15 protein-coding genes and 1 pseudogene are annotated in these 13,022 nt (G+C 61.8%); 11 read left to right on the top strand and 5 right to left on the bottom strand.

The annotated features are described in order from the left end of the window. The first annotated feature begins 77 nt into the window (after positions 1-77). From ACVDG8_RS35185 to ACVDG8_RS35195, 3 genes and pseudogenes are all read left to right on the top strand, one after another. Complete coding sequence (locus ACVDG8_RS35185) at positions 78-899, top strand: hypothetical protein (protein ID WP_447252586.1); 822 nt, start codon at positions 78-80, stop codon at positions 897-899. A gap of 28 nt (positions 900-927) precedes the next feature. Then, a pseudogene (ilvA, locus tag ACVDG8_RS35190) lies at positions 928-2,198 on the top strand (threonine ammonia-lyase IlvA). Then, a complete protein-coding gene (locus tag ACVDG8_RS35195) occupies positions 2,195-2,755 on the top strand; it encodes a DUF1697 domain-containing protein (protein WP_447252588.1) in 561 nt (186 codons plus the stop codon). Before ilvA ends, ACVDG8_RS35195 begins: the two are co-directional and overlap by 4 nt. A gap of 3 nt (positions 2,756-2,758) precedes the next feature. Here the strand turns inward: ACVDG8_RS35195 and ACVDG8_RS35200 are convergent, their stop codons facing one another. Together ACVDG8_RS35200 and ACVDG8_RS35205 are read right to left on the bottom strand one after the other, a co-directional pair. After that, positions 2,759-3,052, bottom strand: coding sequence for a DUF2218 domain-containing protein (locus ACVDG8_RS35200; protein ID WP_447252589.1), 294 nt, complete (start codon positions 3,050-3,052; stop codon positions 2,759-2,761). 230 nt (positions 3,053-3,282) lie between these two features. After that, positions 3,283-3,723, bottom strand: coding sequence for a VOC family protein (locus ACVDG8_RS35205; RefSeq protein WP_371010875.1), 441 nt, complete (start codon positions 3,721-3,723; stop codon positions 3,283-3,285). Positions 3,724-4,003: 280 nt separating this feature from the next. Between ACVDG8_RS35205 and ACVDG8_RS35210 the strand changes: the two genes are divergently transcribed. From ACVDG8_RS35210 to ACVDG8_RS35225, 4 genes are all read left to right on the top strand, one after another. Beyond that, positions 4,004-4,576: a cold-shock protein gene (locus tag ACVDG8_RS35210; RefSeq protein WP_447252590.1), complete on the top strand. Its 573-nt coding sequence runs from the start codon at positions 4,004-4,006 to the stop codon at positions 4,574-4,576. A gap of 109 nt (positions 4,577-4,685) precedes the next feature. Next, positions 4,686-5,186 carry a DUF192 domain-containing protein gene (locus tag ACVDG8_RS35215; RefSeq protein WP_447252591.1) on the top strand — a complete coding sequence of 167 codons (501 nt, stop codon included), beginning with the start codon at positions 4,686-4,688 and terminating at the stop codon, positions 5,184-5,186. 16 nt (positions 5,187-5,202) lie between these two features. Beyond that, positions 5,203-5,970 carry an alpha/beta fold hydrolase gene (locus tag ACVDG8_RS35220; RefSeq protein ID WP_447252592.1) on the top strand — a complete coding sequence of 256 codons (768 nt, stop codon included), beginning with the start codon at positions 5,203-5,205 and terminating at the stop codon, positions 5,968-5,970. 25 nt (positions 5,971-5,995) lie between these two features. Then, positions 5,996-6,496, top strand: coding sequence for a GNAT family N-acetyltransferase (locus ACVDG8_RS35225; RefSeq protein ID WP_447252593.1), 501 nt, complete (start codon positions 5,996-5,998; stop codon positions 6,494-6,496). 50 nt (positions 6,497-6,546) lie between these two features. Here ACVDG8_RS35225 and speB read toward each other — a convergent pair whose 3' ends face one another. Next, positions 6,547-7,512 (bottom strand): agmatinase, encoded by a 966-nt coding sequence (gene speB, locus ACVDG8_RS35230; RefSeq protein WP_447252594.1) that lies wholly within the window; start codon positions 7,510-7,512, stop codon positions 6,547-6,549. Between the two features lie 99 nt (positions 7,513-7,611). Further along, a complete protein-coding gene (locus ACVDG8_RS35235) occupies positions 7,612-8,211 on the bottom strand; it encodes an HD domain-containing protein (protein WP_447252595.1) in 600 nt (199 codons plus the stop codon). Positions 8,212-8,332: 121 nt separating this feature from the next. Here ACVDG8_RS35235 and cysE point away from each other — a divergent pair, with 121 nt between their 5' ends. Both cysE and ACVDG8_RS35245 read left to right on the top strand, forming a co-directional pair. Then, positions 8,333-9,181, top strand: coding sequence for a serine O-acetyltransferase (cysE, locus tag ACVDG8_RS35240; protein WP_447252596.1), 849 nt, complete (start codon positions 8,333-8,335; stop codon positions 9,179-9,181). 146 nt (positions 9,182-9,327) lie between these two features. Beyond that, a complete protein-coding gene (locus ACVDG8_RS35245) occupies positions 9,328-9,531 on the top strand; it encodes a DUF3126 family protein (protein WP_371010866.1) in 204 nt (67 codons plus the stop codon). Between the two features lie 72 nt (positions 9,532-9,603). Here ACVDG8_RS35245 and ACVDG8_RS35250 read toward each other — a convergent pair whose 3' ends face one another. After that, the gene (locus ACVDG8_RS35250; RefSeq protein ID WP_447252597.1) at positions 9,604-10,191 is read right to left on the bottom strand and encodes a hypothetical protein; all 588 of its coding nucleotides are present in this window, start codon (positions 10,189-10,191) and stop codon (positions 9,604-9,606) included. Positions 10,192-10,537: 346 nt separating this feature from the next. Here ACVDG8_RS35250 and clpP point away from each other — a divergent pair, with 346 nt between their 5' ends. Together clpP and clpX are read left to right on the top strand one after the other, a co-directional pair. After that, positions 10,538-11,167: an ATP-dependent Clp endopeptidase proteolytic subunit ClpP gene (clpP, locus tag ACVDG8_RS35255; RefSeq protein WP_447252598.1), complete on the top strand. Its 630-nt coding sequence runs from the start codon at positions 10,538-10,540 to the stop codon at positions 11,165-11,167. 297 nt (positions 11,168-11,464) lie between these two features. Beyond that, a complete protein-coding gene (gene clpX, locus ACVDG8_RS35260; RefSeq protein WP_447252599.1) occupies positions 11,465-12,739 on the top strand; it encodes an ATP-dependent Clp protease ATP-binding subunit ClpX in 1,275 nt (424 codons plus the stop codon). Positions 12,740-13,022: the final 283 nt, after the last annotated feature.

Here is a 13,022-nt window from a genome sequence, read left to right on the forward strand (position 1 = left end):
TAATCGGTATCCAGCCGGTTCCCGCGCAGCCGCCATCGGTGGCCGCCGACATCGATTCATGCAATAGGCTTCGGCTCATGTTCTGGTTCAAACGTCGAAAGCCCACTGAAGGCGTCGAGCTCGATCTATCCGACAAGGACAGAGGGTCTCTGCTCGGCATCACATGCGTGGGCAAGCGCGACGGCGGCGGCGCGCAGGTCCATGCCGTCATGTCGGTGCTGCTGTTTTCGCGCGCCAACGGAATTCCTTATTTCCATTCGCCATTCGAGCGCGTCAGTCATAGCGGCAATCCAAAGGCCTTCGCTGCACAGTGGGAACGCGCCTTCAATCTCGGGCTTGGCGCGCCAAAGGTGCCCAAGGGCGTGCCATTCATATTCAGCGAGGAATTCAACCAGGGCTATCGTGGCGCGCCCGCGATCGTCGCCGCGCAGAATTTCCATGGCTTTGCGGAGCGAAATCTCGGATTTTATCCGGCACTTGCCGACGAGCTTCGCAACCGCGTGGTCCTGCCGCCACGGACATTCGACACGCCGACCATTGCCGTTCACATCCGGCGCGGCGACGTCATCGGCAATGCCAAATATACGCATCGTCTGACCGACAACGCGATGGTGCTGGCCAATATCAGGCATGTGCTTGGCGAGCATCCGCGCCATCGGGTCCTAATCCTGTCCGAGGGGGCGCCGGCGGATTTCGGGCCGCTGGCGGAATTCTGCGACTTCGAGCTGAATTCAGATGTCTTTTCGACGGTCTCGGCGATGATCCAGGCGGATTGCCTGATCATGGCCAAGAGCTCGCTGAGTTACGTTGCCGGCCTGTTGTCGAGGGGAGCCGTGTATTACGAACCGTTCTGGCACGGCCCTTTGCCGTCCTGGCACGTGCTCCCGAATTCGGAATGAATTCCGTCTCGCGGTCGCGGGCGAAAGAATGCGAGGTTTTGCAGTGAACAGTTTCTCCGCCCGTGTTGCCGCTGCCACCGAGGCGGTGCGCGAGATTTTTCCGGAAACGCCGCTGCAGGAGAACGACTACCTGTCGAAGAAAACCGGCGCCCATGTGCTGCTGAAGCGCGAGGACCTGACGCCGGTGCGCTCCTACAAGATCCGGGGCGCCTTCAATTTCTTCCGCAAGGCACTTGCCGCCGGCAACAATGCCGAGCTGTTCGTCTGCGCGTCGGCCGGCAACCATGCGCAGGGCTTTGCCTTTGTCTGCCGCCATTTCGGCAAAAAGGGCGTGGTCTTCATGCCGGTGACGACGCCGCAGCAGAAGATCGACAAGACACGGCTGTTCGGCGGCGACTTCGTCGAGATCAGGCTGGTCGGCGATTTCTTCGACGATTGCTACCGCGCTGCCTTCGAATTCACCGAAAGCGCCGGCGCGCATATGGTGCCGCCTTTCGACCACAAGGACATTATCGAAGGCCAAGCGACGGTGGCTTATGAGATCGCCGCGCAGATGCCCGGGGGCGCATGCCCGACATCGTCATGCTGCCGGTCGGCGGCGGTGGCCTCGCCGCCGGCGTCACGCACTTTTTCGCCGACCAGGGCCGGGAGGCGCGTTTCGTCTTTTGCGAGCCGGCCGGGGCGCCGAGCCTGCACGACAGCCTTGCGGCCGGGAAACGGCTGAAGCTCGCCAAGGTCGACAACTTCGTCGACGGTGCGGCGGTGGCCGAGATCGGCCGCGAGCCTTTGCGATACCTTAAGGAGTTTGCCGCCGACACGGTGCGGCTGATCCCGGAAAACCGGCTTTGCGCGACCATGATCGAGATGCTCAACATCGAAGGCGTGGTGCTGGAGCCGGCCGGCGCGCTGGCCATCGACGCGCTCAAGGATTTTTCGCGCAAGGAGATCAGGGGCAAGACGATCGTTGCGGTGGTTTCAGGCGGGAATTTCGACTTCGAGCGTTTGCCCGACGTGAAGGAGCGGGCGCTGCGCTTCGAGGGCTTGAAGAAATACTTCATCATCCGCTTCCCGCAGCGGCCGGGCGCGTTGCGCGACTTCCTCGAAATGCTCGGCCCGGACGACGACATCGCCCGCTTCGAATATCTGAAAAAGTCGGCACGCAATTTCGGCTCGGTGCTGATCGGCATCGAAACCAAGGACCGGCGCAATTTCGATCTGTTGAAGGCCAATTTCGAAGCCGAAGGCGTGCAGTATCAGGACATCACCGACAACGAAACGCTGGCCGGGTTCATCATATGAGCGCAAAAGGCACTGTTTTCGTGGCGCTGTTTTCCGGCATCAATGTCGGCGGCAACCGCATCGTCAAAATGGCGGAGCTGAAGTCGTTCTTCGAAAGCCTCGGCTTCAACGATGTCGCGACCTATGTGCAGAGCGGCAACGTCGTCTTCCGGGCAAAGACGGGCGATGCGGCGGCGCTGACCAAGGAATTGGAAGCGGCCTTCGAAAAGAAATGGGGCTTTTATTCGCGCATAATGGTGCGCGATCTCTCCTGGTTCGAACGGCTGGTGAGCGAAAATCCCTATCCGGAAGCGGCCGCCGACCACACCAAGCTGCATGCCTATGCGCTGGAGCGCGAGCCGACCGCCGACGAGGTGGCGCGACTGGCCGAGAAGTGCACCGGCCCCGAGCGCTTCGAAGTCAAGGGCGACGTGCTCTACCTCAGCGCGCCGGACGGGCTCGGCAAATCCGTGTTTGCCAACCTCATTCCGCGCGTTCTGAAGGTGCCTGGCACCGCGCGCAACTGGCGCTCGGTGCTGGCGCTTCTGGAGATGGCCGGCCAAGCCGGCTCGAAATAAGGATCAGGCCGCCGCAGCGGGCTTCCACGCGAAGGTCAGTTTCTCGCGGAAGGCAAAGCGCTTGATGTGGTCGGCAACGACGCTTTCCAGCCGCTCCAGCGATCCGCCTTCATCCGTCGATACCGTGATGTGCAGCGCACTTGCATCGGCATCCATGACGGTGCGGCCGAGCGACAGGTCGATGCTGCCGTGGCTTGGATCGAACTCGACGGGAAATTTGTGTGCCCAGTGTTTGCACAGCTGCTGCAGGTAGCGGCTGGCGTGTTCGGTGGCGACATCGGCATGGCTGGAGGGCATTGAATTCTCCTGATAGCTCAGAGCGCTGGCTGTCGGCTGGGCGCGATGACACTGCATCAGGATGACGTTCGTTGAATCGTCATCCTGATGCAGCTCTTTGTTGAAGCATGATCTTGTCCGAAAACCGGTTCCCACTTTTCGGGATCATGCCGTAGATAGGTGGCTTTGCGCAAAACGGCAAAGGCGGCCGACTTTTGCCCCGACCGCCTCGCTTCAAGATGGCGTGATCGCTACCAGGTGCCCGTGTTGGGCATCGAGGCCCAGGGCTCGGCCTTGGGCTTGGGCGGTCCCTTCTGCAGCAACTCGAAAGAGATGCCGTCCGGCGACTTGACGAAGGCCATGTTGCCGTCGCGCGGCGGACGATTGATGACGACGCCATTGTCCATCAGATGCTGGCAAGTCGCGTAGATGTCGTCGACCTCATAGGCGAGGTGGCCGAAATTGCGGCCGCCCTTGTACTCTTCCGGATCCCAATTGTAGGTCAGTTCGATCAGCGGTGCCTTGTCGTCGATACCGCTCTGTTCGTCTTCCGAGGCAGCGAGGAAGATCAGCGTGAAGCGGCCTTGCTCGTTTTCGTAGCGCCGCACTTCCTTCAGGCCGAGCTTGTTGCAGTAGAAATCAAGCGATTGGTCGACGTTGGCGACGCGGACCATTGTGTGCAGATAGCGCATGGCAGCTTCCTCGGAGCGTTGGGTTGCGGCGCACCATAAGAGCGACCTCGCCAAAGGGCAATCATCAGACAATACAGGGCGGGATGGTCTGTTTGGGGCCTGCCGGACTTCGTCCATCGGCGCCGGCAAACAACATTTCAGTGTTTCCGGTGTCCAATAGTGAAAAAAGGCACGTCAGGCCTTGCACACCCCGGAAGCCGCAGTGTTAAGCTGATGGCAAGAATCAGTTACGGTTTCAGTTGAAAAAGGGGGCATTCTTATGGGGGAAAAAGCCTCTTTCATGAGGCAGGACGGAAGCCTTGACGACGCCTTGCGTCCAGACAGCGGCGACGACTCCGCCGAGCTTGTCGAAATCGCTGGCGCTATCAAATGGTTCGACGTGGCCAAAGGCTACGGCTTCATCCTTCCGGACGACGGCGTCTCGGGTGATATTCTCCTCCATGTGACTTGCCTTCGACGGGACGGCTTCCAGACAGCGCTCGAGGGCGCGCGGGTCGTCTGCCTGGTCAAACAGGGTGAACGCGGCCTGCAGGCGTTCCGCGTTCTTTCGATGGATGCTTCTACCGCCATCCATCCCGCAGAACAGGAACAGCGCACGCACGTCACCGTGACCCCCGAGAGCGGTCTCGAACGCGCGCTGGTCAAGTGGTTCAATCGCACCAAGGGTTTTGGGTTCCTGACCCGAGGTGACGGTACTGAGGATATCTTCGTCCACATGGAGACGTTGCGGCGCTACGGCATCACCGAGCTCAGGCCCGGCCAGGTGGTCCTGGTTCGCTTCGGACGCGGCGACAAAGGCCTTATGGCCGCCGAAATCCACCCCGATATGGGCACCTTGTCGGTTTCGCACTAAGGTCTTTCCAGCACTGTTGGAGAGGCCCTTGCTGGCGGGATCATCTTGTTCGAAAACCGGTTCCAGTCTTGCGGAACATGGTTTAGGACAGGGCCGCACGAGGTATCAAATGGCTCACCGCAACCGGCTGACTGCAGGCGCGCTCTGCGCCGCGATGATTTTCGCTGTCTATTTCAGCGCCTTGAAGCCGAGCGCGGCGGACGCCATGCTGCTGCCGGTCGATCGCACACCGCTGGTGGTGGCGACGGGTTCGGGTGATCGCTCCTTCTCCATCGAGATCGCCGATACCTCCGCCGAGCGCGAGGCGGGGCTGATGTTTCGCCAGACCATGGCCGACGACCACGGCATGTTGTTCGTGTTCCAAAGATCCGAAGAGGCGGATTTCTGGATGAAGAACACGCCGATGGCGCTCGACCTCGTCTTTATCGGCCAGGACGGCAGGATCAAGGCCATCAAGCGCGGCGAGCCCGAATCCGAAGCGATCATTTCACCCGGACAACCCGTGCGTTTCGTGCTTGAGCTGAAGGCAGGCACCGCGGCCAAGGACGGCATCAAGGAAGGCGATGTTTTGCGCCATCCTTCTATCGGCGCGGGCGCCGGTTCCAACTGAAAAGCAATTTCTGCCGATGCAATTCTTTTCCCATGACGGTTTCGAGCTTGCCTTTCTCGATCGCCAGCCGGCGTCGGGGCAGGGCGACCCGGTGCTGATGATCCACGGCTTTGCCTCCAGCCATTATGTCAACTGGGTTTCGCCCGGCTGGTTCAAGACGCTGAACGATGCCGGCTACCGGGCGATCGCCTTCGACAATCGCGGCCACGGCTCGTCGTCGAAGAGCTATGACGAGGCCGACTACACGCCGCAGAAGATGGCGTCGGACGCGGCGGCGCTGCTCGACCATCTCGGCATCGGGCGCGCGCATGTCATGGGCTATTCGATGGGCGCGCGGGTCTCGGCTTTCCTGGCGCTGTCCGATCCGGACAAGGTCGCGACACTGGTGTTCGGCGGGCTGGGCATCGGCATGGTCGATGGCGTCGGCGACTGGGACCCGATCGCGGCCGCGCTTCTGGCGGAGGACCCAGCCCAGACCACGCATCCGCGCGGCCGCTCGTTTCGCGCCTTTGCCGACCAGACGCGCAGCGACCGGCGTGCGCTCGCCGCCTGCATCGCCAAATCGCGCGAGCTGCTCAGCGAAGACGACATGGCCCGCATCGCCCAGCCGACGCTGATTGCCGTCGGCACCACGGACGATATCGGCGGCTCGCCGGATGAGCTTGCCGCCTTGATGCCCAATGCAAAAGCTTTCCACATCGAAGGCCGCGACCACATGCTCGCCGTCGGCGACAAGAGCTTCAAGCAGCGCGTGCTGGAGTTCTACGCTGAGAATCCACTGTGAGCGTTCGGCTTGTCTCGACCTGACGATGGTCGATCTTCTCGTCACTTACATGGAGATGCTCGCGCCGCCGTCCGGCGATGCGCTCGCGGCGCCGCTGCCCGGTGCGGTGGTGACGCGCGAAAGTCTTGATCTTTCGAACTATGTCGATCTCTACCGCGCCGTCGGCGGACCGGTGCAGTGGGATCAGCGCCTGCGCATGCCCGAAGCAGAGTTGGCAACGCTACTTGCCAGCGAGGCGACGCATATTCACGTGCTGCGCGTCGGCGGCCAAGCCGCCGGTTTCTGCGAGTTCAACGATGTCGGGCGGGCGGCCGTCGAACTCGTGCATTTCGGGCTCGTTCCAGCATTTCAAGGACGGCGGCTGGGACCGTTCCTGCTTGACCAATCGTTGCGTTCGGTGTGGTCGAAGCGGCCGGAACGGGTCTGGCTTCACACCGACACCTATGACCATCCGGGTGCCCAGTCGGTCTACGAGCGCGCCGGGTTCAGGGCCTACTCGCGCCGGATGGAGGCTTTTCCGGATTAGGGTGTGCCGATATTCGGGTGAGGCCGGCCTCACCCGAATATCGGCACACCCTAGCCGCGCGGTTTCCTATTAGCGACAGATCCCGCCATGACGCAGAGCAGTTCGAACATCATCGTCGCGCCGGCCAGCGCCGTCATGCCGGCAAGATCGAAGGGAGGCGCGACCTCGACGACATCGGCGCCGACGAAATTCAATCCGTCGAGCAATCGAACCATCTCCTGCGCCTCGCGTGTCGTGAAGCCGCCAAGCTCCGGCGTGCCGGTGCCGGGCGCCATCGACGGATCGATGCAGTCGATATCGAAGGTCACATAGGTCGGGCTGTCGCCGACAAGATCGCGCGCTTCCCGCATGACGGACGCCGCGCCGCGTCTGACGAACTCTTCCATATAGATGATGCGTATACCCTGGGCGGTCGCCCAGTCGTGTTCGCCGGGCTCATAGATCGACCCTCTGATGCCGATCTGGACCACCCGCTTCGGGTCGAGCAGCCCTTCCTCGATCGCGCGGCGGAAAGGCGTGCCGTGCGTATAGGGATTGTCACCGAAATAGCGGTCGTTGGTGTCGGAATGGGCGTCGAAGTGAACCATGCCGACTGGCGCGCTGCGGGCCACGGCGCGCAGCACCGGCAGCGTCGTCAGATGATCGCCGCCCGCTGCCAGCGGGATGGCTCCATCGGCAACGATCGCGGCAATGCCGTCCTCGATGCGCTTCAGGCCGTCGAGCAGATTGATGGGATTGACCGAGACATCGCCGACATCGGCGACATTGGCGATGCTGAACGGCTCGGTTCCCGACACGTGATGGACGCGGCGCATCAGGCTCGACTGGTTCCTGATCTCGCGCGGACCGTGACGGGCGCCGGCCCGGTTGGTCGTGCCGCCGTCCCAAGGAATCCCGACGAGGGCGATGTCGAGCCCCTTGGCGCTCGCCACGGCCGGCAGCCGCATGAAGGTGGAAAGACCGGCAAATCGCGGCACCTGCGCCGCATCAGCGGGTTGATGAAAGCTGTTTTCCATGGCGTCGGTCATCCGGAGCGGTTAGCGGCCGCCAGTGATCGCAGGACATGGAATTAAGACATAGGGGCAAGTCCCAACGGGACAGTGGGCCTGTCGGGGCTAGCCTTGCAGCGCTTGCAGCGAATGGTCCAGGTTCTGCCTGGCGCGCGCGTCGAACCGATCGCGAAACGATTGAGTATGGAAAATATGCGGGCGGCCGAGAAAGCTCTTCAGGACCGCGGCGCGTCCGGCGCGCCACATCGGCTCTTCCACCCAGCCATATTCCAGGCGGACCGCCTTCTCATAGGCGTCGAAGGCGTCGGGTTCGGCGCCGAGGATGGCGAGGTCCATGTCGAGCAGAAGGGCCGCATCGTTGAGGGCTTTCTCGTCGCCCAGGGCAGGCAGCTGATGCGTTGCGGTGGCGTTGATCATCGCGACGATGCGGGCCAGGCGCTCGGAACTTGCGCGCCCGGCCAGCCTTTTCTCGGCCATTTCAGCGCTTTTCGCCTCATTGTCCTTGGCGCGGCTGTCATAGATGGCGTCGTGGAACCAGATTGCCGCCTCGACGGCGTCCGGGTCATCGAGCAGTCCTCGATATTCGTCAGCCAGCGCCAGCATGGCCTTGATGTGGGCGAGGTTGTGGTAGTGCCTGTCCGCGGCCTGATAGAGCGCGGAAAGCTCGTTTTTCAGTGCGTCGTCGATCAAGGGTTCGTTTTCCATTGTCGCTTGATTCTGCGTGAACCATGTCCATTTGACAAAGCACTAAGGAAAATTGAGTTCAACCGTGCTATGATTTGGCTTATATGTGCCGCCGGAGAATGAGCGAGGCCGGAGAGCGTCGATGAACAGCATTACGATTGCCCGCCCCAGCATGGTGCAGCCGGTCGACCCGATCTGGCGTTCGATCCGCGATGAGGCGATGGAAGCGGTGAACCGCGATCCGCTGCTCGCGGCGTTCCTCTATTCTACCATCCTCAACCAGGAGAGCCTCGAGGAAGCGGTCATCCATCGTCTGGCCGAGCGTCTTGACCATCAGGATATCGGCTCAGACCTCATCCGCCAGACTTTTAAGGCGATGCTCGACGACGATCCGGAATGGAGCACGACGGTGCGCGTCGACATCCAGGCCTATTACGACCGCGACCCGGCCTGCGACCGCTTCATCATGCCGGTGCTCTATTTCAAGGGTTTTCACGCCATCCAGACCCACCGTCTGGCGCATTGGCTGTGGAACCATGGCCGCCGCGATTTCGCGCTCTACCTGCAGAGCCGCTCCTCCTCGGTGTTCCAGACCGACATCAACCCGGCCGCCCGCATCGGCAAGGGCATCTTCCTCGACCACGCCACCGGCCTCGTCGTCGGCCAGACGGCGGTCATCGAGGATGACGTGTCGATCCTGCATGGCGTGACGCTGGGCGGTACCGGCAAGGCCAATGGCGACCGTCATCCGAAGATCCGCCGTGGCGTACTGATCGGCGCCGGCGCCAAGATCCTCGGCAACATCGAGATCGGCCATTGCTCCAAGATCGCCGCCGGCTCGGTGGTGCTGTCGCCCGTGCCGCACAACAAAACCGTCGCCGGCGTGCCCGCGCGGGTTGTGGGAGAAACCGGCTGCGACCAGCCTTCGCGGCAGATGGACCAGCTCCTGCCGTCGCAGACGATGGATCACGTGGTCAGCTTCGACATCTGAGCAACTTGCCACCGGCGGCGGCCCCTCGGACCGCCGGTTCAGGCGCTGGCTGCCGCGTGTCAATGCTGCCGGCTTGCCTTTACATAGCCATCGTCCGCGTGTCAGAAGCGCGTTCCAACGAACAGACCGACATCTCGGAGAAGTCTTTGAAGCCTGACGAAATCAGAAAGCTGGACGCCTATTTCAAGCGGGTGTTCCAGAATCCCCGGCTCGAAATCAAGGCGCGCCCGCGCAAGGAAGACTCGGCCGAGGTCTATATCGGCGACGAATTCCTGGGCCTCGTGTTCAAGGACGAGGATGATGGCGACTATAATTTCTCGATGGCGATCCTCGACGTCGATCTGGCCTAAGCCAACCATCGGTTCTGGCCGGGGTGCGCAACACCGCCGCCCGGCCGGCCACGATATCCAGGTGAGTACCGCCTAATCCTGGCAGTGCCGCGGGATATGCACACGCCGCCAGCTGGTCGAACCTTCCCGCACCACCACCCGGCGCGCCACCGTCCCATATGAGGGCGGGATTTCGCGGATACGTACTTGTTGCGGCCGCACCTGCACTTCGCGGGCGACGCCTTCATACTCCGCCGGCTGCACGACACGGCGCACGCGTTCGGGTCTGACCACCACGATTTCGGCAACGCGCGCATAGCGGGCCTTGCGCCACACCTTGCAAAGCACCTTGCGGCCGTGGATGACGCGCCATTCCCAGGCGTAACCGCCATCGTCGACCCTGACCGTATGGTAGACCGTGCGCGTCTCCGCCGGCAGCGTCTCATAGGTCACGCGCGGCGGCGCAATCTGCTCGACGCTCTGGTATGTGCCGTAGATCGGCGCGTCGTAATCGACCAATTGGCCGCCCGGGCTCAGCATTACGTCTTCGTATACGGTGTCGTAGAGCGCCGGCCTGTGCACGGGCTCGTAGCATTCGAGTGCGCGGCCGCCGGCGGCGGTTTCAGACACCGTGGCAAGCATCGCGATGACTGCCAGGGATGTGGTGCTTTTGCGGATCATGACATTCCCCCGTTGAAAAAGGACGCATTTTCAACGGAGGAGTGTAGCGGAAGGTCCCGGGCCAGGCAGCGATTTCAAGGCTTGTCGTTAAGCGGCGCGGTTAAGAAAATGCTACCGAGGCGGAAGGCTGCGGCCGCGCTTCGGGGACCGGGCCGTCCGCAGCCTAGCCAGGCGCGGGCGTCGCGCCGGCTGCACCGCTTGATTCCAGTTAACCAGGTGGCTAGGAGAGGCGGCCTTGCGCTAGGGTGAGCCGGCATCCTATTTAGGTCATAACCGATCCAGAGCGATTCCGCCCGATTGCCAATGTACCACGGCGCCGGGATCCCATCTCCAACAAGGGTAGTCCATGAAGAACCCCGTTGAAACCTACATGAACCTCGTTCCGATGGTGGTCGAGCAGACCAATCGTGGCGAGCGCGCCTACGACATTTTCTCGCGCCTCTTGAAGGAACGCATCATTTTCATCACCGGTCCGGTCGAGGACGGGATGGCGACGCTGGTTTGTGCACAGCTTTTGTTCCTCGAGGCGGAGAACCCCAAGAAGGAAATCAACCTTTACATCAATTCGCCGGGCGGCGTGGTCACCTCGGGCATGGCGATCTACGACACCATGCAGTTCATCAAGCCGGCGGTTTCGACGCTTTGCATCGGCCAGGCCGCCTCGATGGGCTCGCTGCTCCTGACGGCCGGCCACAAGGACATGCGTTTTGCCACGCCGAACGCCCGTATCATGGTCCATCAGCCGTCCGGCGGCTTCCAGGGCCAGGCTTCGGACATCGAGCGCCATGCGCAGGACATCATCAAGCTCAAGCGTCGCTTGAACGAGGTCTATGTCAAGCACACCGGCAAGAGCTATGAAGAGATCGAGAGGACGCTCGATCGCGATCATTTCATGACTGCCGACGAGGCCAAGGATTTCGGCCTGATCGACAAGGTCATCTCGTCGCGCGAACCGGTCGAAGGCGCCGCCACATAAGGGCGCCTTGGCAACCGGATGGCAGGATAACGCGCTTTTGGCGCGGCTTGCGGCATTTCGGCCACATTTGGCTGTTCCCTCGGGCGTTGGGATTGCCTACGTTAAGGCTATGTTGATTTTCGACGGCTTAGCTTTGCGTGGGGGTAGCTGCGAATCATTGCCGCGTTTTCTGATTTGTGTTTCGTACGGAATGCGCAGTGTGGGCCGGGACACTGGCGGCGGCGGATTCCCGCGATAGATTGGTGAGACGCCTCTTGCAGCCAGGCGATCGGCGGGCGTCGGTGAAAGGACAGGAAAATGAGCAAGGTCGGCAATAATAGCGGTGATTCAAAGAACACGCTTTACTGCTCGTTTTGCGGCAAAAGCCAGCATGAGGTCCGCAAGCTGATCGCCGGCCCGACGGTTTTCATCTGCGACGAATGCGTCGAACTGTGCATGGACATCATCCGCGAGGAAAACAAAACCTCGATGGTGAAGTCGCGCGAGGGCGTGCCGACACCGCAGGAAATCCTGAAAGTTCTGGATGACTATGTCATCGGCCAGCCTTACGCCAAGCGCGTGCTGTCGGTGGCGGTCCACAACCACTACAAGCGCCTCGCGCATGCCGGCAAGAGCAACGATGTCGAGCTGGCGAAGTCGAATATCCTGCTGATCGGCCCGACCGGTTGCGGCAAGACGCTGCTGGCCCAGACGCTCGCCCGCATCATCGACGTGCCGTTCACCATGGCCGACGCCACGACGCTGACCGAAGCCGGTTATGTCGGCGAGGATGTCGAAAACATCATCCTGAAGCTGTTGCAATCGGCCGATTACAACGTCGAGCGGGCCCAGCGCGGCATCGTCTATATCGACGAAATCGACAAGATCTCGCGCAAGTCGGACAATCCCTCGATCACCCGCGACGTGTCGGGCGAGGGCGTGCAGCAGGCGCTCCTGAAGATCATGGAAGGCACGGTCGCCTCGGTGCCGCCGCAGGGCGGCCGTAAGCATCCGCAGCAGGAATTCCTGCAGGTCGACACCGCCAACATCCTGTTCATCTGCGGCGGCGCCTTCGCGGGGCTCGACAAGATCATCTCGGATCGCGGCCGCAAGACCTCGATCGGCTTCGGCGCGACCGTGGCTTCCCCGGAAGATCGCCGTACCGGCGACCTGTTCCGCCAGGTCGAGCCGGAAGATCTGTTGAAATTCGGCCTGATCCCGGAATTCGTCGGCCGTCTGCCTGTGCTGGCGACGCTGGAAGACCTCGACGAGCCGGCACTGATCCAAATCCTGACCGAGCCGAAGAACGCACTGGTCAAGCAGTATCAGCGGCTGTTCGAGATGGAAAATGTCGACCTGACCTTCCACGAGAACGCCCTGTCGGCGATCGCCAAGCGCGCCATCGACCGCAAGACTGGCGCGCGCGGCCTGCGTTCCATCATGGAAGCGATCCTGCTCGACACCATGTTCGAGCTGCCGGCGCTGGAAGGCGTGCGCGAGGTGGTGATTTCGGAAGAGGTGGTGACCGGCAGCGCCCGGCCGCTCTACATCTATTCCGAACAGAAGGAAAAGAAGGGCAATGTCAGCGCCTGAAATGGCATCTGAGGCCGCATTTTCATGGAACGGCGCCCGCGTGGCGCCGTTTTGCTGTGAACGGCGCTGTTTTGCCACGAAAGGGACTGGCAAGCATGCCATGGAAGGGATCATACGACCCGTGTTAGCCCTTGATCTTTGCCCCGGCTGCATCCACCTAACAGCAGAAGGCCGAGGCGCCGAATTCTGTGCTGTAAAACTCCCGTCACAAACGGTGGTAGGCGGAACGACACTCGGTCGTTAATATGAGATTCGCGGTTGGCTAAAATTAGCGACTGCGACA

It is taken from the genome of Mesorhizobium sp. ORM8.1, from assembly GCF_053005525.2.